Annotated in this window: 21 protein-coding genes; 7 read left to right on the forward strand and 14 right to left on the reverse strand. The window is 55.7% G+C overall.

Features of this window, described 5'->3' with window-relative positions; translation table 11 throughout:
• Positions 1–127: 127 nt before the first annotated feature.
• From scpC to CSC3H3_RS06510, 4 genes are all read right to left on the reverse strand, one after another.
• Positions 128–1,618 carry a succinyl-CoA:acetate CoA-transferase ScpC gene (scpC, locus tag CSC3H3_RS06495; protein WP_101284335.1) on the reverse strand — a complete coding sequence of 497 codons (1,491 nt, stop codon included), beginning with the start codon at positions 1,616–1,618 and terminating at the stop codon, positions 128–130.
• Positions 1,619–1,883: 265 nt separating this feature from the next.
• The gene (locus CSC3H3_RS06500; RefSeq protein WP_101286132.1) at positions 1,884–2,516 is read right to left on the reverse strand and encodes an alpha/beta family hydrolase; all 633 of its coding nucleotides are present in this window, start codon (positions 2,514–2,516) and stop codon (positions 1,884–1,886) included.
• Between the two features lie 96 nt (positions 2,517–2,612).
• On the reverse strand, positions 2,613–3,533 hold the full coding sequence (locus tag CSC3H3_RS06505) for a DnaJ C-terminal domain-containing protein (protein WP_101269556.1): 921 nt from the start codon (positions 3,531–3,533) through the stop codon (positions 2,613–2,615).
• A 182-nt stretch (positions 3,534–3,715) separates the two neighbouring features.
• Positions 3,716–4,195, reverse strand: a complete 480-nt coding sequence (locus CSC3H3_RS06510; protein ID WP_101269558.1) for an RT0821/Lpp0805 family surface protein — start codon at positions 4,193–4,195, stop codon at positions 3,716–3,718.
• 139 nt (positions 4,196–4,334) lie between these two features.
• Between CSC3H3_RS06510 and pdxH the strand changes: the two genes are divergently transcribed.
• Complete coding sequence (gene pdxH / locus CSC3H3_RS06515; protein WP_101269560.1) at positions 4,335–4,955, forward strand: pyridoxamine 5'-phosphate oxidase; 621 nt, start codon at positions 4,335–4,337, stop codon at positions 4,953–4,955.
• A 48-nt stretch (positions 4,956–5,003) separates the two neighbouring features.
• Here the strand turns inward: pdxH and CSC3H3_RS06520 are convergent, their stop codons facing one another.
• Positions 5,004–5,309: an ArsR/SmtB family transcription factor gene (locus tag CSC3H3_RS06520; RefSeq protein ID WP_101284336.1), complete on the reverse strand. Its 306-nt coding sequence runs from the start codon at positions 5,307–5,309 to the stop codon at positions 5,004–5,006.
• Between the two features lie 401 nt (positions 5,310–5,710).
• Here CSC3H3_RS06520 and CSC3H3_RS06525 point away from each other — a divergent pair, with 401 nt between their 5' ends.
• Together CSC3H3_RS06525 and CSC3H3_RS24390 are read left to right on the forward strand one after the other, a co-directional pair.
• Positions 5,711–6,568 (forward strand): universal stress protein, encoded by an 858-nt coding sequence (locus tag CSC3H3_RS06525; RefSeq protein ID WP_101269564.1) that lies wholly within the window; start codon positions 5,711–5,713, stop codon positions 6,566–6,568.
• Positions 6,569–6,776: 208 nt separating this feature from the next.
• Positions 6,777–6,947, forward strand: coding sequence for a hypothetical protein (locus CSC3H3_RS24390; RefSeq protein ID WP_157831852.1), 171 nt, complete (start codon positions 6,777–6,779; stop codon positions 6,945–6,947).
• A gap of 87 nt (positions 6,948–7,034) precedes the next feature.
• On the opposite strand, the gene CSC3H3_RS06530 is transcribed toward CSC3H3_RS24390, so the two are convergent.
• Positions 7,035–7,946 (reverse strand): SOS response-associated peptidase, encoded by a 912-nt coding sequence (locus tag CSC3H3_RS06530; protein WP_245881308.1) that lies wholly within the window; start codon positions 7,944–7,946, stop codon positions 7,035–7,037.
• A 199-nt stretch (positions 7,947–8,145) separates the two neighbouring features.
• Here CSC3H3_RS06530 and CSC3H3_RS06535 point away from each other — a divergent pair, with 199 nt between their 5' ends.
• Positions 8,146–8,892 carry an SDR family NAD(P)-dependent oxidoreductase gene (locus tag CSC3H3_RS06535; protein ID WP_101269566.1) on the forward strand — a complete coding sequence of 249 codons (747 nt, stop codon included), beginning with the start codon at positions 8,146–8,148 and terminating at the stop codon, positions 8,890–8,892.
• Positions 8,893–9,027: 135 nt separating this feature from the next.
• Here CSC3H3_RS06535 and olsC read toward each other — a convergent pair whose 3' ends face one another.
• Positions 9,028–9,864, reverse strand: a complete 837-nt coding sequence (gene olsC, locus CSC3H3_RS06540; RefSeq protein WP_101269568.1) for an ornithine lipid ester-linked acyl 2-hydroxylase OlsC — start codon at positions 9,862–9,864, stop codon at positions 9,028–9,030.
• A gap of 535 nt (positions 9,865–10,399) precedes the next feature.
• Here olsC and CSC3H3_RS06545 point away from each other — a divergent pair.
• Positions 10,400–11,320 carry a LysR substrate-binding domain-containing protein gene (locus tag CSC3H3_RS06545; RefSeq protein WP_101269570.1) on the forward strand — a complete coding sequence of 307 codons (921 nt, stop codon included), beginning with the start codon at positions 10,400–10,402 and terminating at the stop codon, positions 11,318–11,320.
• 146 nt (positions 11,321–11,466) lie between these two features.
• On the forward strand, positions 11,467–12,495 hold the full coding sequence (gene mgrA / locus CSC3H3_RS06550) for an L-glyceraldehyde 3-phosphate reductase (protein ID WP_101284337.1): 1,029 nt from the start codon (positions 11,467–11,469) through the stop codon (positions 12,493–12,495).
• 354 nt (positions 12,496–12,849) lie between these two features.
• Here the strand turns inward: mgrA and CSC3H3_RS06560 are convergent, their stop codons facing one another.
• The 3 genes from CSC3H3_RS06560 to CSC3H3_RS06570 all read right to left on the reverse strand — a co-directional run bounded on the left by CSC3H3_RS06560 (position 12,850) and on the right by CSC3H3_RS06570 (position 15,086).
• Positions 12,850–13,386, reverse strand: a complete 537-nt coding sequence (locus tag CSC3H3_RS06560) for a GNAT family N-acetyltransferase (RefSeq protein ID WP_245881309.1) — start codon at positions 13,384–13,386, stop codon at positions 12,850–12,852.
• Positions 13,373–13,915: a hypothetical protein gene (locus CSC3H3_RS06565; RefSeq protein ID WP_101284339.1), complete on the reverse strand. Its 543-nt coding sequence runs from the start codon at positions 13,913–13,915 to the stop codon at positions 13,373–13,375. Before CSC3H3_RS06565 ends, CSC3H3_RS06560 begins: the two co-directional genes overlap by 14 nt.
• 331 nt (positions 13,916–14,246) lie before the next feature.
• The gene (locus tag CSC3H3_RS06570) at positions 14,247–15,086 is read right to left on the reverse strand and encodes an oxidoreductase (RefSeq protein ID WP_101284340.1); all 840 of its coding nucleotides are present in this window, start codon (positions 15,084–15,086) and stop codon (positions 14,247–14,249) included.
• A gap of 283 nt (positions 15,087–15,369) precedes the next feature.
• Here CSC3H3_RS06570 and CSC3H3_RS06575 point away from each other — a divergent pair, with 283 nt between their 5' ends.
• Positions 15,370–16,320: an AraC family transcriptional regulator gene (locus CSC3H3_RS06575; RefSeq protein WP_172963399.1), complete on the forward strand. Its 951-nt coding sequence runs from the start codon at positions 15,370–15,372 to the stop codon at positions 16,318–16,320.
• 120 nt (positions 16,321–16,440) lie between these two features.
• On the opposite strand, the gene hemA is transcribed toward CSC3H3_RS06575, so the two are convergent.
• The 4 genes from hemA to CSC3H3_RS06600 form a co-directional block, all read right to left on the reverse strand.
• Positions 16,441–17,658, reverse strand: coding sequence for a 5-aminolevulinate synthase (gene hemA / locus CSC3H3_RS06580; RefSeq protein WP_101269641.1), 1,218 nt, complete (start codon positions 17,656–17,658; stop codon positions 16,441–16,443).
• A 612-nt stretch (positions 17,659–18,270) separates the two neighbouring features.
• Complete coding sequence (locus tag CSC3H3_RS06590; RefSeq protein ID WP_101286135.1) at positions 18,271–19,662, reverse strand: aspartate aminotransferase family protein; 1,392 nt, start codon at positions 19,660–19,662, stop codon at positions 18,271–18,273.
• 209 nt (positions 19,663–19,871) lie between these two features.
• Positions 19,872–20,714, reverse strand: a complete 843-nt coding sequence (locus CSC3H3_RS06595) for a universal stress protein (RefSeq protein ID WP_101269582.1) — start codon at positions 20,712–20,714, stop codon at positions 19,872–19,874.
• 294 nt (positions 20,715–21,008) lie between these two features.
• The gene (locus CSC3H3_RS06600; protein WP_101284343.1) at positions 21,009–21,686 is read right to left on the reverse strand and encodes a hypothetical protein; all 678 of its coding nucleotides are present in this window, start codon (positions 21,684–21,686) and stop codon (positions 21,009–21,011) included.
• Positions 21,687–21,702 lie beyond the last annotated feature (16 nt).

Here is a 21,702-nt window from a genome sequence, read left to right on the forward strand (position 1 = left end):
ATCATAACATTCTGGCTCAGAAATTCAGCCAAAACAGTAACCTGGGTGCTGGCGTGGCGCATTTGGATGGTCTGGCACGGGAAATCATTCCATGCCAGACGCGCTAAAGGGCTTTGTTGCCGGGTGATCAGGGTTTCATGGTGCCATGCAGGCGGAAATTGTTGTGCCATGAAAAGGCTTCTTCGATCAGGTGCGGGGTATGGCCGCCCCGGGCAACGGCGCGATTGAAATAATCGGTCAGTTCCACCCGATAGGTGGGATGCACACAATTGGCGATAATGGTTTGGGCCCGTTCGCGCGGGGCCAGGCCACGCAGGTCGGCCAGGCCGGTTTCCGTGATCAGGATATCAACATCATGTTCGGTATGGTCAACATGGCTGACCATCGGCACCACGCTGGAGATTTTGCCGTCTTTGGCGATGGATTTGGTCACAAAGATCGACATATGGCCATTGCGGGCAAAATCGCCGGACCCGCCAATGCCATTCATCATGTGGGTGCCGCCGACATGGGTGGAATTGACATTGCCGTAAATATCAAATTCCAGCGCGGTATTGATGCAGATAAGCCCCAAACGCCGGATGACTTCGGGATGGTTGCTGATTTCCTGGGGACGCAGGATCAACTGGTGTTTATAGCGGGCAAGATCGGCAATCACCTGTTCATAGCGTGGTTGCGACAGCGTGATGGATGAACCCGATGCAAAATCAAGTTTGCCCGCATCAAACAGGTCAAAGGTCGAATCCTGTAGCACCTCGGAATACATTTTAAGACCGTGAAACGGCGTATCGATAAAGCCATGCATCACGGCATTGGCAATGGTGCCAATACCGGCCTGCAGGGGCTGTAATTCATTGGTCAGGCGGCCTTTTTTGACCTCAAATTTCAGAAAATCGGCCAGATGTCCGGCAATGGAACGGGTGTCGTCATCGGGCGGCAGAACGGTTGATGAACTGTCAAGTTTGCGGGTAACGACAATGGCTGCGATTTTGTTGGGATCAACCGGGATAAACGGAAAACCCACCCGGCTTTCGGGGGAAACAACCGGGATCGGCTGGCGCGTTGGGCGACGCGAAGGGATGTAAATATCGTGCAATCCTTCCAGCGTTTCGGATTGCGACAGGTTGATTTCGACAATCACCTTTTTGGCGAGAATGGCAAAACTGGCCGAATTGCCAACCGATGTGGTCGGAATGATGCCGCCCTGTTCGGTGATGGCAACCGCCTCGACCACGGCAATGTCGATGCCCGGTATCTGATCGGTGCGAAGCTGCTCAACCGTTTCGGAAAGGTGCTGGTCAATAAACATCACCTCGCCAGCATTGATGGCCTTGCGCAAGCCCGGATCGGCCTGAAAGGGGATGCGGCGCGTCATCACATGGGCCTCGGCCAGGGTCCGGTCCAGGTCATTGCCAAGCGACGCCCCGGTCATCAGCGTGATTTTCAGGGGATGGGTCTTTGCCCGCTCGGCCAGCGCCATTGGTACGGCCTTTGCCTCGCCCGCGCGGGTAAAGCCGCTCATGCCAACAACCATGCCATCCTTGATCAGAGCGGCCGCTTCTTCGGCGCTGACAACACGTTCCTGAAATTTGGGATGGCGAATACGCTGGCGATGCATGGGGCTTTCCTTTGTGGCGGTAGGGAATTTTCAAATACAAGGTGTAATTGAGCGGCAAGCACAAAGGGTGTGAGAAATTCGCGCATGCCTTTGTATTTTCTGCAATGCTAATATAATTGGTGCAATTAAAAACTGCAGCAGGGCAGAGGAACATCAACAGGGTACGGGGCACTCTGTTGGGGCAGGGCGCACTCTGTCGGGGGCGACCCACTTTAATCGTCAGGTGATCAGATATTCGCAGGCGCTCCGCTCTGGTAACAGGGGCTCAGCCGGGCAGGGATTGCAGGAAATGGTCAATGGCAGCAGCGCACTCATCAAGGTTTTGGTCCTGCGTGCGGCCCGATGCCTTGCGCGGGGTAAAATCATGGTTGCCATCGGCCACCCAGTGCAGGCGGATGGCTGGTGACAGGTCATAGCCCGCAATTTCATCGGGGCTGCCAAACGGGTCGCGTGTGCCATGGCAAATCAGGCTTGGTGTCGTCAGGGTCTTTAAATGGTCGGTGCGCGGTTTGTCGGGTTTGCCGGTCGGATGAAACGGATAACCCAGGCACAGCAGGGCATGGACCCCGGCCGTATCGGCAATCATGCTGGCAATGCGCCCGCCCATGGATTTTCCGGCGATTACCAGTTTATTCCCAGGTGTGATGTTGGCATCGGCAATGGCGGTTTGAAAGGCGTCCATCAGGGCTGGTGCGCGGTCGGGTGGGCGTTTTTTGCCATCGTCGCGGCGTTTGACCATATAGGGAAATTCAAACCGGCCAACGCGGTATCCCTTATTCCCCAGTTTTTCGGCCATATCGGCCATAAAGGGGCTGTCCATCGGCGTGCCGGCGCCATGGGCAAACAGAATGGCTGTTTTTGCATCATGCGGGCCGGTCCAGATGAAACGGGTGGTCATGGTGGCATCCATTCTGTTTGGCAGATTTAACAAATAAAGGGCCGTTACAAACCAGTCTGTAACGGCCCTGTGTGGTTTTGGCGCGATGGGGGTAAATTACCGCGCGGAATAGGGATGTTCGCGCGACCATTTTTCGATGAAATCGATCAGTTCCTGGTCACGCTTTTCCGGCAGCTTGACGGTCAGATGCACATATTGATCGCCTCGCTTGTCGCCCCGGTTATAGGGCGCACCTTTGCCGCGCAGGCGCAATGTGGTGCCGCTATTGGCATTGGCAGGCAATTTCATCGATACCTTGCCATCGATGGTCTGAACCTCGATCGACCCCCCAACGATTGCCTCGCCAAGCGAAATTGCCATGTCGCAATGCAGGTCATTGCCTTCGCGGCGGAACTGCTGATCGGCGTGAACATGCAGTTTGATCAGGGCATCACCGGCTTCACCACCATTCATGCCTGCCATGCCCTGGTTTTTCAGGCGCAGGGTCTGGCCATCTTCACTGCCCGGCGGAATGCGAACTTCAAGCTGCTTGCCACTGGCAAGGTTGATGCGTTTGGTGGTGCCCAGCAGGGCATCTTTCAGCTCAAGGCTCAGCTCGTAGCTGATATTCGGGCCTTTGACCCGTGTATTGCGCTGTTGGCCGCCAAAACCGCCACGCGCACCCGCACGGTTGCCAAAAATTTCATCGAAAATGTCTTCGGCGCTGCCGCCGCCAAAACCGAACGGATCGCCACCACCTGCCGAACTGCGATAGCCGCCTGCACCGGCACCCGCACGGCCAAACGGGCCTGTGTCGCGGCCATCGGCATCGATTTCGCCATTGTCGTATTTTTTACGACGATCGGCATCCCCTAACAGATGATAGGCCGCCGATACCTTTTTAAAGCGTTCTTCGATTTTGGCATCGTTCGGATGAAGGTCCGGATGCAATTCACGCGCAAGTTTGCGATAGGCTTTTTTAATCTCGTCCTGCGAGGCCGTTTTGGTTACGCCAAGGATCTTGTATGGGTCCTGCATTGCCAGCCTGGTTGGAAAAGGTGAAACATTGGACCGGCCCCATGACCGGAATCTTTGATATTATTAGCGGGTCTTGACCGCGATCAGAAGTATTTTCAGCACGGTTTTCGATGTTTTGTCCGCCATAAGAAAAACGGCGCAGGCCTGATGCGCTGCGCCGTTTTGTCAAAGCCGTGTCGGTCTTAATTGACGACTTTCCAGGTGCCATCGGGCTGGCGGCATGCCGTGCCAAAGGCTTTCTGTTCTTCGCCGCCAATCATGACGGTCTGCTGGTATTCGCGGCAATATTGTTCGGTTTCCGCTTTCTGATAGGTGCGTGTCGGGGTGATGGTGCCCGAATGGCCGCTATCAGGGTTGGTCCAGCTGCTTGTCTGGCCGACCGGGGCGGTTTCAAGGGTGTGCTGGGTGGTGTTGCGCATCATGGCGCGGTCGGCATTGTCAAGCGACTTGCCGATTTCGCTACCAATCATGGCACCGGCAAGTGTCCCCAGTGCCACGCCCACAAGCTGGCCTTTGCCCTTGCCGAATTGTGCGCCGGCAACGGCACCGCCAACTGCGCCCAGAAGGCCGCCTGCGGTCTGCTTCGTTCCCTGGTTTTCCGCACAACCAGCCAACACAAAAGTGCCGAGCATTACGGGGATGATAAAAAAGCGTGCTTTCATTATATTCATGCCTACCTTGTCTTTACTGTCCCAACCGATATGTATGTGTTTGGCGGACTGGTCTTGTCGTGTGATCCTGTCTGTCGCAAGATGCCAACCAGTTGAGCCAAAATACGTTGTAAAAGGACCGTTTAGGGTAATGGACGAAAAAATTACGACAAAAATTGGGCATGTGGCCCACAATGATCCATTCGATCTTTTTGATGTATGGTTCCGGGAGGCAAAAAACAAGGAAGATGCCTATCCCGATGCCATGACCCTGGCCACCGCCGATGCCCAGGGCCGCCCCTCGGCACGCATTGTGCTGCTTAAGGATTTTGATCCTGAAGGGTTTGTTTTTTATACTAATTATGAAAGCCGCAAGGGAACGCAGCTTGGCGAAAATGCCTATGCCGCCTTGTGCTTTCACTGGAAGAAACTCGAACGCTGTGTCCGCATCGAAGGGCCGACCAATAAGGTAAGTGCAGCCGAGTCGGATGAATATTTCCAGTCACGCGCGCGCGGCAGCCAGATTGGCGCCTGGGCATCGACCCAGTCCCGCCCGATGGCAGGCCGGTTTGATCTTGAAAAACGGGTGGCGGAATTTACCGCCAAATTCGGTTTTGGCAAGGTGCCGCGCCCGGATCATTGGGGTGGTTTTCGTCTTGTCCCGGACCGGATCGAATTCTGGTCCGAAGGCACCTTCCGCCTGCATGACCGCCAGCTTTACACCCGCGATGCTGAAGGCACCGGCTGGCTGGTTGAAAAGCTGTTTCCGTAAAATTTATCCTGTTTGGGGCGGGCAGGTCCGTAATGGTTTGTCCGTTCCTTACGATTTGGCAGGCGGGCAGAACGCTTCCTGCAGGACAAGGATCACCTTCATCACATTGGGGTCCTTGATCGAATAATAGATGGTTTGAGCATCACGACGGGTTTTTACCAGGCCATCGCGACGCAGGCGCGCCAGATGCTGCGACAGGGCGGACTGTTTTAACTGCAATTCGCCTTCAAGCGTTCCCACCGACTTTTCCGTTTCGCCCAGCGAGCACAAAATCATCAGGCGCCACTGGTTGCCCAGCGATTTCAGAAATTCGGAAGCCTCAAGCGCATTATCGTAGAGTTCGTTATAATTCATTTGTTCTGGTCTTTGCCTTTCGGCGCGTGAATCCGCATTCCGGATCGATCATGTTTATGGGCATGCACCCAAATGATATAGTTTTGGTCGTCGCGTCAAAATTAAAACGGAATTTGATGTAACTGTCTGGCTGTTCTTTCTTGTACTGGCTGGGCCGTTTTGTCCATGCTTTGAAGATTGGGACGACCAACCCAAAAGGCAATATTGCATCTGACAATTGCCATGCCACTGCTTTGGAACGAAAATTTGAGAAATTCGAAAGTTTTGATTTCTGACAAAGACGACATGGCTTTTTGACGACAGACTGCCGTTATCAAGGGTGCCTGCGATCCTGTTTAGAAAGTCCCGCCCGCCAGGATGGCAGATGTATCAGGTTCAAACGAATATGGGGTATTTATACCATGGCTGTACGTACGATTTTGGCTCCGGTTGCTGGATCGGAAATGGACCGGCGGGTTCTTGCGCTGGCCTTCAGTGCCGCCCGGCGCTTTGATGCGCATCTGGAAGTTCTGTTTGTTGCCCCCGAACCCCAGGATGTTATTCCCATTGTGGGTGAAGGCATGTCCGGCCTGATCATTGAAGAAATGATGGGGGCTGCTGAAAAGGAAACCAAAAAACGCCTGGCAAATGCCGAGGCGGCCTATCTGGCAGCCCGCCAGGCCGCCGGCATTGACGAGGCCGACGCCCCGCGCGCCACCCTGCAACCCACCTGCGCCTGGCGCCGCGATGACGGGCGCGAGGACGAAACCGTTGCCCGCCGTGGCCGCCTGTTCGACCTGGTGGTGATCGGGCGCGACCCGCGCGAAGCCGCCGCGTCGCTTACCTTTGATGCCTGCCTGATGGAAACCGGCCGCCCGTTGCTGGTGGCACCGGAAACCGTGCCCAATGATGTGGGGTCAAAGGTGATGATTGCCTGGAATGGCGGGGTCGAGTCTGCCCGTGCGGTAACGTCATCCATGCCGCTTTTGCGCCAGGCCAGCGAAATCACCATTGTCAGCGTTGGCGAGGTGCCACATGGCCGCGCAACGGCGCAGGCACTGGCTGACCAGTTTGTCTGGCACGGCGTACAGGCCAATGTCGATTTGCGCCCTGAACAGCCCAACGTTGCCGCCGCCCTGATGGATGCAGCGCAAAAGTGCGGCGCGGACAGCGTTGTTCTGGGGGCGTACAGCCATTCGCGCTTCAAGGAAATGATTTTGGGCGGTGTGACCCAGGATATGCTGGCAAAATGTGCATTGCCCCTGTGGATAATGCATTGACGCAAACGTCATCCATCATATTGAAACTTCATCAGAAATTCGAAATACAGGGTTTCTGACCAGAAAAAGGCGCAGTTTTCTGCGCCTTTTTTTGTTGCGCCTGCGAAGAAAAAGGATCAGGCTTTGATCAAATATTACAAAAAAAAGTCTTATTAGGGTTAGTGGGCGGTTTTCGTCCTGGAGAAATGTCTGGCAAGGGGTGATCCCAATGTTGTCTTTGCGCGATGTAATCGATTTCGCCGCAATGTCCGAAGAACTGGCTTCTGAAATTGCTGAAACTGCGCAACTGCCCGATCTGGGGGCGGTATTTGCGCGCACGTCTCATCGGGTTGTTGATGTTGTTGCACCCTGCGGTGCCAACGATACCGACGCCGAATAAACCAGCCTTTCCATTGCTGGTGCAGCAGGGCCAAAAGGCTTTTGGTCCAAAGTCCCGTTTTCCGGTTTTTACGGCGTATCAAACTTTCTAAAACAGGTCCATCTGGCTGGTGTCTTCTGCCCGTCGGCTGTTGGATTGCGCGTTTTCCGGTTCCTGTTCTTCCCAATGCAATATGCCATCGGGGACAGGCCCCAGCATGTGCCGCACAGCAGCAAAAGGCCGCTTGGCATCCAGCCAGTGATGCAGGTGGTTGGGGCCAATAATGGCGGGCATCCGGTCATGGATATGCGCAATCGACCCGGCTGGTGCGCAGGTAATAATCACCACATCCGTTCCGTTTTCCAGCCCGGCAAATAAAAACGGCTGATGATCGGGCAGGGTGATGTGGTTTTTGTGCCGGTTTCGCCCCTCCTTGCGCCATTCATACCATCCCGTTGCCGGGACCAGACAGCGGCGCTGCAAAAGTGGCCGAAAGGTTGGTTTTTGATCCAGCGTTTCCGACCGGGCATTGATCAGCGGGGCATTGTTGCCGCTGCCAGCCATGTTTTGGGCCTGTACGGGCCGTGGCAACCCCCAGCGGCGCGTGCCCAATGACCATGCCGGGACAATAACCGCCACCGGGTCTGTCGGGCGGCGAATGCCCGAAAGGCCATAAAAGGTGGGATCGTTTTCAGCATTTCCCCCATCATCTCCCCCATCATTGCCATCATCACCGTTATCGCCCGTTTCACCCGAACCAGCGTTGCTATCATTGGACTTTGCGTTGTCCCGTGCGTCGCCTGATGGGCTGAAATCGCCCTGTTGGCCGTTGGCCTTTGTATTTTCATGCCGTGAAAAATCATCGGGTGCATCGTGGGGCGCATAATGGCCGGGTTCGGCAATTTCGCCGGTTGCCCTGCCATAGGGGTCCGGCACATGGCGGATGATTTTTTCCATATCCAGTGCCAGGCGCACCTGAAAGGCGCGGATATCGTCATTCAGGTCAAAGCGGCTGCACATATATTTCCGGTTTCCGTTTGTCGTGCGGTGGCGGTAGCGGCAAATTTGGCCTATATCGGCAGGATACATCAATGCGGACCCGAATGCCTGCTGATTATCCTTTGGCCTGACAGGATATTGGGGCGGGATGCCGTCTATACGCAAAAGGCTTTCGTGATATAAACGGCGCAGCATGTCGCCATCAGCAAGGAAACCATATATGAGCAACGCCACCGCACCAAAAACCGTTGTTCTGACCGGGGCCAGCCGCGGGATCGGCCATGTAACGGTTGGTTATTTTGCCCGGCGTGGCTGGCGGGTAATTTGCTGTTCGCGTGAAGCCCCACCGCCCAGTTGCCCGCGTGACCCCTCGCAGGGCATCCACATCAAGGCGGACCTGTCCAAACCCGAAGATGTCGACATGTTTATTGCCCAGGCCAACGAGGTTTTGGGCGATGACCCGCTTCATGCGCTGGTCAATAATGCCGGCGTGTCGCCCAAAACCCCCTACAAGGAACGGCTGGGCTGCCTGAATGGGGATCTCGCCGGGTGGCGCGATGTGTTCGAGATCAACTTCTTTACACCGTTAACATTGGCGCGTGGTTTCGCCGCGGCCCTGCATCGCGGCAAGGGGGCGATTTGCAATATCACCTCGATCGCGGGGCATTATGTGCATCCCTTTGCCGGTTCTGCCTATTCAACATCAAAGGCGGCCCTTTCCGGGCTGACCCGTGAAATGGCGGTGGAATTTGCCGAACTTGGCGTACGGGTGAATGCGGTCGCACCGGGCGAGATTAAAACATCCATGATCTCGCCGGAATATGAGGCACTGGTCCCGCGTATCCCCATGAACCGCATGGGCACGCCCGAGGATGTTGCCGCCGCCGTGCATTACCTTGTCGGTGATGAATCCGGTTACGTCACCGGCACCGAAATTTTCGTGACCGGCGGGCAGCATCTTTATTAAGCGGTTTGCGCCGTATCAACGGCAAAGGGCTTTAACGCAATTGCCAAAACAAAACCCCGAACCATTAGCGGTTCGGGGTTTTGTTTTGTACTGGCCCCGTTGGCAGGGCAGGAACTGGCAAAGGTGCCTTATGCGTCACGCCTTGGGCTGGTTGCGCAGTTTTTCAGCCTCGGCGTAGAATTTCTTTTCCCATTCCTTGTGGTTATCAAGCCCTTCGCGCAGGAACGGCGTGAAAATGGCAAGGTTCATCAGGATTTTGTGAACCAGCAGGGCCGGGAATTTAAGCGGTTTCTCAAAATCGACAAACAGGACAACACGGGTTTTATCCGTGTGGTTCCAGGCTTCATGTTCATAGGCATCATCAAAAATCAGGACCTTGCCTTCTTCCCAATGGCAGACCTGTTTATCAACACGGATCGCCAGTTTGTCGGCCGGTTCCGGCACGATCAGGCCCAGATGCATGCGCAGCACCCCGTTATAGGGGCCACGATGGGGCGGCAGATGTTTGCCGGGTTCAAAAATGGAAAACATCGCTGTTTTCAGGCCGGGGATCTTATTAACGATGCGCCATGTTTCCGGGCAGCTTTGCACCGCCTTTTCCGATTTCACGCCAAAACCAAGCAGGAAAAAGGTTTTCCAGTGATTGTCGGTCGAAATGGTTTTCACATCGGTTGAAATATCCTGAAAGGATGGCAGGTCGGCCTGACGTTGCAACACCTGTTCCAGTTCCTTGCGGATGGCGGGCCATTCCTTTTCAATTTCGGCTGCCCAGGGAAATGTCGCGTTATCGTAAACCGGCGGATTGCCCAGCTTGGCGTATTTGTAATTCAGCCCTTCAGCCCAGGAAACAATGCCCATGAAAAACCGGGTAATGCGGCTGGGTCTGTCCATCGGGTTGATGCCGTCAGTACCGAAAGTCTGCTTGGGCTCGTAAGACGTGTCTTGTTCAACTGCTGCGTCAGGATGGGACAACTTTACGCTCTTTCAAAAACAGGCACATAAACAGGCGAATTGCCAATTGGTCACGTAATCAAGGCAATATTTTGCAAAAACAGAACACTAGCGTCTCTGCCGGTTATGGTCAAACATGTCTGGAAATTTGTGGGTCGATAAATTTAAACCAGCGGGGGTTGAGTTAGCAAAGCATCAGATAACGCCGGTAACAGGCGAATTGGCGCTCGCTGGTTTTGACCGGCGTGCGACGTACCGTGGTGCGGCATGAAGGCGAAAAGGGAACAGTATCGAAGGGGACGGTAAAACCGGGTGCCGGTCCTTAAACGCCAAAGGCAGCATCGTAAACCAGATGTCGCGCAAAGGTCTGCTTTGCGCCCAAACTTGCCGTTCCAAATCCCAGCGACATTGTGGAATAATTGTTGCAACGATCCTGCTCTGGCACAACGGAACATGGACGCTGACCGGGATTGGCATTTTCTGATAACCCCCGGCCAACTTTGTTGCGGCGCAGACCTGTGCGGCCGCAATTGTTTGACCCATGAAAGGATGATGCATGCGCAATCGAGACCGAGCCCTTCTCGCCGACCTCGATATCTTCGTGACCATTCTGATGCATGGCAGCATGAAGCGCGCTGCGTTGGAATTGGGGGTCAGTGTCTCGGCTTTGAGCCATCGTATGCGTAAACTGGAGGATCAAGTCGGTGTGCGGCTTCTAAACCGAACGAGTCGTTCGCTTGCTGCGACCGTCGCAGGAGAGCGTCTGGCCGAGCAGTTGACAGCAGGATTTGCCACGATCGACGAAGCCCTGACGTCGCTGGCACGGCAGCGAGAAAATCCAGCAGGCCGCCTGAGGATCAACGTTCTGCAGGATGCCGTACAGTTGCTTGTCACCCCGGTTCTTGCCCGATACTCAAAGGCTTTTCCCGACGTTAAGCTTGAAATTCACGCGGATGACCTGATGGTAGACGTGGTTGCTGGCGGCTTTGATGCCGGCATACGCTATGGCGACCGCGTGCCCCTCGACATGGTCGGTGTCGCCCTCAGCGCGCCCACGCGATGGATCGTCGTGGGCACCGACGCGTTGATCGACGCCGTCGGGTTGCCATCGACACCAGAAGACCTGCTCAAGCTCCCATGTATCGAAATCGAGCTTGGAGATGGAAATTCCTACTCCTGGGAACTCGGCAACAATCCCACCATGACACGTTTGGCGGTCCGTGGTCCGGTGCGGGCGAATGGAACAGCGCAGATCATCGCAATGGCGCTCGAGGGGTTGGGCTTTGCCTATGTCCTTGAGACAGCAGTGCGCCGCGAACTCCAGGATGGCCGCCTGCGTGTCGTTCTGGAGGGATGGGCCTCTGAAGGGCCGCCCTTCACCATTTACTACCCGAGCCGTCGCCAGACCCCGCCGGGGTTGCGCGAACTCATCAACTTCATGCGGAAGGGGCAGGGTCTTTCCGCTCTTGGTGCTTGAAACCGCACATGCCAAATTCCGGCCCTGGTCGGAATATTGTTGAGAAATTCTCAATGACGCATTGGCGTCGCTCACCGTCGCCTTAAGAAACTCCCGTGACTATCTTGTCCTCAATAAAAGTTCGTCGCAATGACAAGGATGACAAGATGACCTACCAACCCGCATCGGACCGATACCAGGGCACGATGACCTACCGTCGCGCAGGCAATAGCGGAATTGACCTTCCAGCGATTTCGCTTGGCCTGTGGCAAAATTTCGGCGGCAACGATGATCGCGATATGGCGACTGCGATCTTGCGTCGCGCATTCGACCGCGGCATCACGCATTTCGATCTTGCCAACAATTACGGCCCGCCGCCGGGATCGGCCGAAAGCCTCTTTGGCGAGGTACTCGCAAGCGACTTCTCCAGCCACCGGGATGAAATGATCATCTCCACCAAGGCGGGCTGGCAGATGTGGGACGGGCCCTATGGCGGGATCGGCGGCAGCCGGAAATACCTGATTGCAAGCCTTGACCAGTCTCTTCACCGGATGGGTCTCGACTATGTTGATATCTTCTACTCACACCGCGTTGATCCGACGACGCCGCTTGAGGAAACCATGGGCGCCCTTGCGCACCTGCACCGGCAGGGCAAGGCCCTCTATATTGGCATTTCAAGCTACTCGCCCGAACTGACGCGCAAGGCCGCCGCATTGCTGCGCGAAGAACGTGTGCCGCTCTTTATCCACCAGCCTAACTATTCGATGTTCAACCGGCGTATCGAACATGGGCTTCTCGACACGCTCGAGGATTTGGGAACGGCGTGCATCGCCTTTTCACCGTTGGCTCAGGGCCTGCTCAGCAACAAATACCTTCACGGTGTGCCTGATAACGCCCGCGCCGGACGTGGCGGGTTCGACAAAAGTTTGATCACCGATGAAATTGTTGGACGCATTCGTTCGCTCAACACGATTGCCGAACGGCGTGGTCAGACGCTGGCACAAATGGCTATCGCTTGGACTTTGCGCGATAGTCGGGTGACGTCGGCGCTTATCGGCGCACGGACGGTCGACCAGCTCGACAATTCTCTCAGCGCGCTTGAAAATATGGAGTTTCAGGCAGAGGAACTGGCCGAGATCGAGTTGTATGCCAAAGATGGCAATATCGACTTCTGGCGGGTCTCAAGCGATCTCTAATTCCGGGAATGCGCGCAAGGCTCTAGGGTCAAATGCAGCCCGATATCGCGCCGCCCTGGCTAAACAGGGCGGCGCTGCGCTTTGGGTGGCCCGGTTGGCGAGGCCGCGAAACTTGAATTGGCTGCTGTGTGCGATATCGCAGCGAATGTTCGGAAGGTCCGCATGGCGGACCAACGCGGTTTGCGGCCACCCCCTAAATTTAAACCAGCGGAGTTTGAGTTAGGAAAGCGTCAGATAACGCCGGTAACCGGCGAATTGGTTTAATTGGCTGTGACGGGGGCGACGTATCGTCGTGCGCGATGATGGCGATAAGGGAACGGTATCGAAGGGGGCGAGAAAACCGGGGGCCGGTCCTTAAACGCCAAAGGCAGCGTCGTAATGCACGATGCCGGTGGGAATTGCGCCATCAAACGACCGGATCATGAAATATTCCGCCGGTGCGTGCGGAAAGGTCAGCACAGGGGACGGTGCAAAACCGAACTTGCCATAATAGGCCGGATCGCCCAGCACCACACAGCCGCCAGCCTGTAATCCCGTTTGCAGGTGATTTACCCCCTGCATGATCAGCGCGCCACCAATGCCATGGCCTTGCAGGGCAGGGGTGACGGATACGGGGCCCAGCCCATACCAGTGCGAATTTGCCTGGGACTGATCCTGATCCTGATCCTGATCGATCGTGACGGGTGAAAAGGCGATGTGACCGACAATATCATTGCTCTGAAGGGCAACCAGTGAACAGGCCAGTTTGCCGCGCTCGCGCAGGCGGATGATAATGTCCTGTTCGGTGCCATCGCTATGCGCCGCACCGGCAAATGCCAGTTGCGTCAGGGCATGGATGGCGGTGGCATCGCCGGGTTGTTCGGGGCGGATATGTATGTCAGGCGGTAACAAGGGTCGCAAGCCAGGCACGTTTTTGGTTCAGGCGGGCAATTTCCATGTCGATCCAGCCGATGAAGGCCCCTTCATCATGTTCATGCTGGTCACGCAGGGCCAGTATTCGGTCAAGGTCCAGTTCGCAAACATCCTGCAGGATTTCAACCTGGTCACGTCGGGTTTCATCATCAAGCAAATGCAAAAACCGCATCTTGAGCGCCATGACAAGGCGGGAAAGCTCGCCCGATGTATCGCGCAATGTGCCCTGCATCAGTTCGTTAAACTTGCTGCGGCCCGCATCGGTAAGGGAAAGTTCCCCTTCGCCCTTGCCACCCGCACTGCAGGTTTCACGCACCAGCCCTTCCAGCTTCAGAAGCTGCAAGGAAGACCCCATCATATCAAGGGATGGCCCCATGATATGGGCCGTGAAATGACGGACCTGATTGGCCAGATCGGCATAGCTGATCGGCTTGTCCGACAGGGCCAAAGTCCCAAGTGCACACAGGCGAAGGCATTCTTTGGGCAGCAAGGTTCTATCCGTATACATGGCGGTTCCCGATCCGTTACGGGAACTGACGTTATCGCGAACGGTTCTTAATTGCAAGTTGTTTGATCAAACAGCAACCAGATACCGTTCCCTGAATATAGAACCAAGCCCGCCAATTGCAAACAGGACAAAAACAGTCCGTTCGCTGATGGCGAAGCCTTTGGTGGAGGCGTATTAACCCGCTGGCAGCATCAAGCTGTCAGAAGGGAAAAGGCGGGGATGCAAGCTTCTGCGGGCGATTGATCGGTTCCTGCTGCATCGGCCCAGTATAAGCCAGCTTTCCCTGTAAAGGGTTGGTGATGCAGCAGGCAGGTTTGACCAGTGCCGGTGGTTACTGGAAGTCGGTCGAAAGCGTCAGGTCCCGCCATTGGTCAAAATTATCGCGAAGGGCGGTCAGGCGTTTAATTGCGATATCATAGGCCAGTGTGCCCAAAAGCAGGCGTAATGGCGGGTTTGGGGCCTGAACCGCGGTAATAATGGCCTGTGCGGCACGGTCCGGGTCGCCCGGTTGCTGGCCTGATGCGGCAAAGGTGGACTCGCGCCGTTTGCCCGCTGTTTCGGCGTAATCATCAATAATGGTTTTTGCTGCAATCATGGACCGGCCCGCCCAGTCGGTTCGGAAGGGGCCGGGTTCTACGATTGTAACATTAATGCCCAGCGGCGCTGTTTCATGCCACAGAGATTCCGAAAGGGCCTCAAGTGCGAATTTGGTGGCGTGGTAATAGCCCGTCGCGCCAAAGGCCACCAGCCCGCCAATCGATGAAATATTGATGATATGGCCCGATTTCTGCGCCCGCATAAGGGGCAAAACGGCCTTGGTCAGATTGATGACACCAAAAACATTGGTTTCAAACTGGTCGCGGATTTCGGCATCGTCGCCTTCTTCAATCGCAGCAAGGTAGCCATAACCCGCATTATTGACCAATACATCAATCCGGCCGAAATGCTGCTGTGCCTTTGTAACCGCCGATGTGATGGTTTGTGGTTTCGTGACATCAAGTTCGACGGCAAGTGCCGTTTCGGGATAACGGGCCGCAAGGTCAGCCAGGGTTTCGGGGCGGCGGGCGGTTAAAATGGCGCGGTTACCCGCCGCCAGAACCGCCTTTGCCAGGGCATGGCCCAAACCGGTGGAACAGCCGGAAATCATCCATACAGGCGCTAGATTTGACATTTTTTAATCCTAAATTGGGAACGGAACGCGTTGCGGGCGGTTCTTTGTATGGGTGGCAGGCGTTGGTCGCGTGTTGTGTGCGCAATATCGACCCGCCAAAAAAGCCGCCCTGCTGGAACCAGACATGTCACGAAGCAGGCGGGCGGCGTTATGGCTGCCCGGCCTGTTTCTTGCACAATCGTACCGAAGTGATGCGGTGTGGTTGTGTGCCCAGGGTGCAAACGCGATAAGGTGCCGCAAGCTTGACGGCAGGAAATGTGCCGCCTGCGCGGTGGAGGATAAAATGAACGAAGACCGGTTGCGCCAAAACCTGGCTGACCTGATTGCACGCCATTGCCAGCAGGCGAAACGCCCGACCCTGATTGACGGGTTGACCCTGTATTGTGCGCGCAAACCGGCCATGCCGGTGCAAACCGTTTATAACCCGCGCCTGTGCGTGGTGGTGCAGGGTGCAAAAAACATTGGCCTTGATGGCCGTGATTATCGCGTTGATGCGCAAAACTGCCTGGCGGTTATGGTGGATTTGCCCGTCACCGCCGCCATTACCGATGCCAGTGATGACAGCCCGCATTACGCGCTAAGCCTGGAATTTGACCGTTCGCTTTTGGCCGCCGTCTTTATGGAAATGGCCTATTCCAAACCCCTGGGCGAAACCCAGCAAAAACCCGGCCTTGCCCGCACCCCGCTTGATGAAAACATCCTGGAGCCATTGGTCCGGCTGGTTTCGCTGTTATCAAAGCCCGAAGATATCGGCTTTATGGCGCCACTTGCCCTGCGCGAGCTTTATTACCGCCTGCTGCGCGGCGCACAGGGGCCGCTTTTATGCCAGATCGCCATGCAGGGCAGTTATCTAACCCGGGTGGGCCTGGCAACCGGCTGGCTGCGTGAACATTATGCCGAACCCGTCCAGATCGAGGAACTCGCCCGGCTGGCCGGGATGGGGCGCACAACATTTCACCGCTATTTCCGCGCGATCACATCCTTTACGCCGCTGCAATATCGCACGCATTTACGCCTGCAGGAGGCCCGCCGCCGCCTGATGACCGAGGGCGAGGATATCAGCACCATTGCCTTTGCCATGGGCTATGACAGCCCGTCGCAATTTACCCGTGAATATCGCAAAACATATGGCACCGCCCCCCGGCAGGACCGGGCAGAGTTTCGCAAACGCGCCGGGCTGGATGCCAGTGCCGATGCCGTCGAAAACCGTCACGAGAATCGCGCGTTACCGTAACGGGCGTTTGGGCGACTGGTGCGAAAGGCCCGCTGCAATTGGCGGGATTGAAAAAAGACAAAAGGCCGTTCCATGCAGAACGGCCTTTTGGCATTAACGGTTAAATCCGTGATCAGGTGATCAGGCTGCTTTCTGAATGCCAAGCTGGCTCCAGACGGTCAGCAGGGAATTGATCAGATGGTCGATCAATTCATCATTATGCAGCGGACCGGGGGTAAAGCGCAGGCGTTCGGTGCCGCGCGGTACGGTCGGGTAATTGATCGGCTGCACATAAATGTCGTGATCATAAAGCAGGCGGTCGCTGGCTTCCTTGCACATCGCCGCATCCCCCACCATCAGCGGGACAATATGGCTGGGGGCATCCATCACCGGCAGGCCGGCATCGCGCATGCGCTGACGCAGGGTTTCGGCGCGTTCCTTCTGGGCTTCGCGTTCAACATTGCTTTCTTTAAGGTGGCGAATGCTGGCAAGGGCACCGGCCGCAATGCTGGGCGGATGGGAACTGGTAAAGATAAAGCCGTTACCAAAGCTGCGAACAAAATCGACGATTTCGGATTTACCGGCAATATAGCCGCCAATCACACCAAATGCCTTGGCAAGGGTGCCCTGAACAATGTCAACGCGGTCCATAACGCCGTCGCGTTCGGCAACACCGCCGCCATGCGGGCCATACATGCCCACAGCATGGACTTCGTCCAGATAGGAAAGGGCGTTATATTTTTCGCACAGATCAAGGATCTTGCCGATCGGGGCAATATCGCCATCCATCGAATAAACCGATTCAAAGGCGACAATCTTGGCGCGGTTCGGGCCAAGGTCAGCCAAAATCTGTTCAAGATGTTCCAGATCATTATGTTTCCAGATGCGGCGTTCGGCCTTGGAATGGCGCATGCCTTCGATCATGGAATTGTGGTTGAACGCATCGGAAATAATAACGCAATCAGGCAGTTTGGAGCCAAGGGTAGAAAGCGTGGTCCAGTTGGCAACATAGCCCGAGGTCATCAGCAGGGCTGCTTCCTTGCCATGCAGGCTGGCAAGTTCTTCCTCAAGTGCGACATGAACGTGGTTGGAACCGGAAATATTGCGCGTGCCACCGGCACCGCCACCCTGGCCGGTGATTTCGGCCTGCATGGCATCAAGCACCTTGGGATGCTGGCCCATGCCCAGATAGTCGTTCGAGCACCACACGGTAATTTTGCGCGGTTCTTCGCCATTGCCGGTATGCAACCAGGCGCGCGGGAATTCCCCGACGATGCGTTCAAGATTGGCGAACACACGATAACGGCCTTCAGCCTTAAGGCCACCAAGCGCGTCTTTGAAGAAATTGTTATAATTCATCTTTGCATCTTTCGCCTGTCGCTTCACGGTCTGTGTGCGGTACATCCCGCGAAGGTCCTTATTCTTTCCCGCTGGTCGTTTAACTGGCGGGAACAGCATTTCCGGGCGCGTCCTGTCCGGGGGTGTGATGCGCTTATCGTCCTTTTCGGGTACGGGCGCATTGACCCTCATCAAATTTTTTAAGCGATTCCAGTCTCACCACGAAACATGCTGGCAGAAAGGCGTTCCATCCTGTTGTGTGTCGATCTCGCCCCTGCCGGACAATTTGGCGGTAATAGCCCTGTTTGGCAAGCCTAACTGCCGCAATTTCGCCAGATCTGCCGGGAACGGATCGTGAAATGGCGCAAAACGTGCCTTACCGGGACGGGCCAAACACGGATATGTGATGAAAATCAAATATCTGCTGGTACAGTTTTTAATGCGTTTAAAGGGGCTTGGCGGGCAAAACCCGCCTGTGATGCCAAGCCAGAGTCGCAATTTTACCCCGGCACAATTCCCGCCATGCGCAAAAAACAGTGCAGTTATGCCGCCAAACGCAACAGGGCCCGGCAAACCGCCAGGCCCTGTCGGGATATCCAACTGTCAGAAAATCGAACTGTCAGATCAAAGGGCTTAGATCGCCTGCTGCCATTTGCCCAGGGCGACCTCGATTTTGTCGAACATGTCGTCGATCTGCTCGTCGGTAATAATCAGCGGCGGGCACAAGGCAACGCTATCGCCCATTGCGCGCAAAATCACCCCTTCCTTCAGGCACAGTTCGGCAACGGCCTTGCCAGCCCAGCCGGTGGGGGTAAAGGGCGTTTTGGCGCATTTATCGGCAACCAGTTCAAACGCGCCAATCAGGCCGCGACCACGGGTTTCGCCAACATTGTCAAATTTGTTAAGGTCGCGCAGGCGTTTCTGAAAATGGCCCATCACCTCGCGAACATGGTCAACAATGCCGTCTTCTTCGTAAATTTTAAGGGTTTCAAGGGCAACGGCAGCAGCCACCGGGTGGCCGGAATAGGTAAAGCCATGGCCAAACACGCCCACTTCATCGGCCCCTTTTTTCAGGGCAGCATAAATCTTTTCATTGATGAAAAGGGCCGAAATCGGCTGATAGGCCGATGAAAGCTGCTTTGCCACCGTGATCATATCGGGCTTCAAGCGGTAGGTTTCAGTGGCAAACAGGCGACCGGTACGTCCAAAGCCACAAATCACTTCATCGGCAATGAACAGGATGTCGTAACGCGCCAGAACTTCCTGGATTTTTTCAAAATAGGTGCGCGGCGGCACAACCACACCACCAGCCCCCATGATCGGTTCGGCAATGAAGGCCGCCACGGTTTCCGGGCCTTCTGCCTGGATCAGATCTTCAAGGGATTCGGCAAGGCGGGTGGCAAAGTCTTCCTCGGTTTCATAGGGCTGGGCTTCGCGCCAGAAATGCGGGGTTTCGGTATGCAAAATACGGTCAATCGGCAAATCAAACAGCTTGTGATTGCCCGGAAGCCCCGTTAGCGATGCCGATGCGACGGTGACACCGTGATAGCCGCGTTTGCGCGAAATGATTTTCTTCTTTTCCGGGCGGCCAATGGCGTTGTGATAATACCACACCATCTTGATCGCGCTGTCGGTGGCTTCGGACCCCGAATTGGCGAAAAAGATTTTCGACATCGGCACCGGTGCCATTTCCAGAAGTTTTGCCGCCAGATCAATGGTGGGGTCGGTGCTGCGTGATGCGAAATTGTGGTAAAATGGCAGGGTTTCCAACTGCTTTGTGGCCGCTGCAACCAGGCGTTTTTCGCTAAATCCCAGTGATGCACACCATAAACCCGCCATCCCCTCGATATAGCTGTTGCCATTATCATCGCTGACATAAATGCCGTTGCCTTTGGTAATTACCAGCGGGCCGGTTTTTTCATGTGCGGTGAAATTGGTATAGGGATGCAAAACGCTGGCAACGTCGCGGCTGGCGGCCGAATTGCCCAGGCCTGCGTTTAACGTGCCGGAATCAGATGTGGTCATGGCAAACCTCATGAAGCGATAAATCTGTGTGTTGCGCAGACTTTATCGACTTGATGCAAAGGGGGAAATCATTTCTTGCGGGTTCGTGTAAACGGGGCTGAACAGGGCTGTCCCGGTGTCGCGCACCCGGTGCGGGCTGCACGGGTGAACCGGCAAAACAAAACGGCCAATCAGATGACTGGCCGTTTTGCGAAGGTCGATCAAAGCAATCAGTGCGAGAACAGGACCGGCACCGTCATATGTTTGAGAAGGTGCTGGGTAACACCACCAAGCATCAATTCGCGCAGGCGCGGGCGGCCATAGGCACCGCAAAGCATAAGGTCGATGCTTTCATCCGCAGCACGCGACAGCAAAAGGTCGCCAACACTGATGCCTTCGGCATTCATGGTTTCCTTGCGCACATTCACGCCGTGGCGTGCCAGGCGGTCGGCAATGTCAACACCGGGAACCGGGATGGAATCGCGGGCGGCTTTGTTCGGGTCGGCGCACAGAACCAGTGCCGATTTGGCATTCTCAAGGAAAGACATGCCGTCATTTACCGCGCGAACGGCTTCACGGTAGGGTTTCCATGCCACCATGACGCGGGTGCCAACGGTTTCATATTTGCCATAACGCGGCACAACCAGAACGGGCGCACCCGCCGTCAGAATAACTTTGTCCGGCATTTCCGAGGTCGATGACGGATCGGAACTTTCCGGGTCATACTGGCCCAGAACCGTCAGGTCATGATGGCGGGCATACATGGCAACGGTGTCGGCAATTTCGGTGGCAAGGCAGTTTACTTCCTGCCAGCTAAACGGCACGCCCGCTTTTTCGCAGGCTTCGGTAAAGGCGACTTTTGCTTCGGCGGCACCTTCACGGATGGTGCGGCGCTGGGCTTCCATGATGTCGGCGGAAATCTGGACTTCCATAAAACGCGGGATTTCCGCGCGCGGCAGAACATACACACCCGTCAGATGGGCCTTGTGTGCCTTTGCAACCGTCAGGGCAACCGAAAGCCGTTCGGTGCAGGGTTTGGTATTGTCGATGTGGACAAGCATATCGCGAAACATCTGCCAGAAGCTCCTTCTTCCGCTGCCCGCGTTCTGGTTTGAACGACCGGGCGATAATGATGAAGGCAGGTTAAACCAGTTGTTTGATGTTCACTTTGTTCTATCTCAAAATCGCATTTAATTTCCCATGCCCTGCACGCGTGGGTCGTATGCAGGCATTTCGGGGCAGCGGATTTCGCGTTTTGATGGGCCGGTTCGCCGGTCTTTTTCAGCCAGATGAAGCTATATTTCCCGGTATTGCGCGGCATGTTGCTGGATGCGTAGTTTTATATCGCGTGCATCAGGGAAAATGGCTTAGTTGCCCATTGGCATCATCGGAATTTCTTTTTCCATCGACGGGGCCATATCTGGTGCTCCTGCCGCAGGGCGACGCGGAACATTACCCATCTGGCTGCTGCTGGCGGGCATCTCGTAATTCCCCTGCGGGACAATCGGGTCGCTAAAATCCTCGCCGGAAATAACACCAAGGCTTTGTCGCAACTGGCGCGACAGGTTGGGCCAGTTGACCTGCAAGGTGGTGCAGGATGCGGCATCCGCCTCGGTCAGGCAGCGATTTGCCATGCGATCAAGAATGCCAAGGGCGATGCGGGCTTCGTCCAGTTCGGTTTTCTGCGCTGGCGACAGCATCATGCCCGGCATGGCATTGGCCGCAGCTGGCACAGGAGTCGCCGCCATCATTGCACTATTATGGGTCGGGGCAGGCTGTATGGGCTGGCCCTGATGAACAAACGGCGCCTGATTATTTTGGCTGTCGGCAATGTGGGATTGCGCCGGGACAGGCGATTGCACCGGGGCCGATGTGGGAACCTGGCTGTTGGGCAGGGTTGGCCCCCAGGGTGTGACAATGCCTGTCATGGTGGTGTTGGCGGGGGCAGGTGCGGGTGCCTGTTGCTGATAGGTGGGCGCGCAGGCCAGCAAAGCCAGCATGGCCGCTAGCGGAACAGTACAGCGCAGAATGCCACGATATGTCATGCAAGGCTCCTTTGCC

Origin of the sequence: Thalassospira marina, assembly GCF_002844375.1 — a bacterium.
In the GTDB taxonomy this organism is placed as follows: Bacteria; Pseudomonadota; Alphaproteobacteria; order Rhodospirillales; family Thalassospiraceae; genus Thalassospira; species Thalassospira marina.

Bases quoted from the DNA above. Each gene is read 5' to 3' on its own strand.
- CSC3H3_RS06545 (WP_101269570.1), top strand. From the start codon at position 10,400: ATGCGCAATCGAGACCGAGCCCTTCTCGCCGACCTCGATATCTTCGTG.
- CSC3H3_RS06535 (WP_101269566.1), top strand. From the start codon at position 8,146: ATGAGCAACGCCACCGCACCAAAAACCGTTGTTCTGACCGGGGCCAGC.
- pdxH (WP_101269560.1), top strand. From the start codon at position 4,335: ATGGACGAAAAAATTACGACAAAAATTGGGCATGTGGCCCACAATGAT.
- mgrA (WP_101284337.1), top strand. From the start codon at position 11,467: ATGACCTACCAACCCGCATCGGACCGATACCAGGGCACGATGACCTAC.
- CSC3H3_RS06600 (WP_101284343.1), bottom strand. From the start codon at position 21,686: ATGACATATCGTGGCATTCTGCGCTGTACTGTTCCGCTAGCGGCCATG.
- CSC3H3_RS06500 (WP_101286132.1), bottom strand. From the start codon at position 2,516: ATGACCACCCGTTTCATCTGGACCGGCCCGCATGATGCAAAAACAGCC.
- scpC (WP_101284335.1), bottom strand. From the start codon at position 1,618: ATGCATCGCCAGCGTATTCGCCATCCCAAATTTCAGGAACGTGTTGTC.
- CSC3H3_RS06570 (WP_101284340.1), bottom strand. From the start codon at position 15,086: ATGTCAAATCTAGCGCCTGTATGGATGATTTCCGGCTGTTCCACCGGT.
- CSC3H3_RS06595 (WP_101269582.1), bottom strand. From the start codon at position 20,714: ATGTTTCGCGATATGCTTGTCCACATCGACAATACCAAACCCTGCACC.
- CSC3H3_RS06505 (WP_101269556.1), bottom strand. From the start codon at position 3,533: ATGCAGGACCCATACAAGATCCTTGGCGTAACCAAAACGGCCTCGCAG.
- CSC3H3_RS24390 (WP_157831852.1), top strand. From the start codon at position 6,777: ATGTTGTCTTTGCGCGATGTAATCGATTTCGCCGCAATGTCCGAAGAA.
- CSC3H3_RS06530 (WP_245881308.1), bottom strand. From the start codon at position 7,946: ATGTGCAGCCGCTTTGACCTGAATGACGATATCCGCGCCTTTCAGGTG.
- CSC3H3_RS06520 (WP_101284336.1), bottom strand. From the start codon at position 5,309: ATGAATTATAACGAACTCTACGATAATGCGCTTGAGGCTTCCGAATTT.
- CSC3H3_RS06590 (WP_101286135.1), bottom strand. From the start codon at position 19,662: ATGACCACATCTGATTCCGGCACGTTAAACGCAGGCCTGGGCAATTCG.
- CSC3H3_RS06525 (WP_101269564.1), top strand. From the start codon at position 5,711: ATGGCTGTACGTACGATTTTGGCTCCGGTTGCTGGATCGGAAATGGAC.
- CSC3H3_RS06575 (WP_172963399.1), top strand. From the start codon at position 15,370: ATGAACGAAGACCGGTTGCGCCAAAACCTGGCTGACCTGATTGCACGC.
- hemA (WP_101269641.1), bottom strand. From the start codon at position 17,658: ATGAATTATAACAATTTCTTCAAAGACGCGCTTGGTGGCCTTAAGGCT.
- CSC3H3_RS06565 (WP_101284339.1), bottom strand. From the start codon at position 13,915: ATGTATACGGATAGAACCTTGCTGCCCAAAGAATGCCTTCGCCTGTGT.
- CSC3H3_RS06510 (WP_101269558.1), bottom strand. From the start codon at position 4,195: ATGAAAGCACGCTTTTTTATCATCCCCGTAATGCTCGGCACTTTTGTG.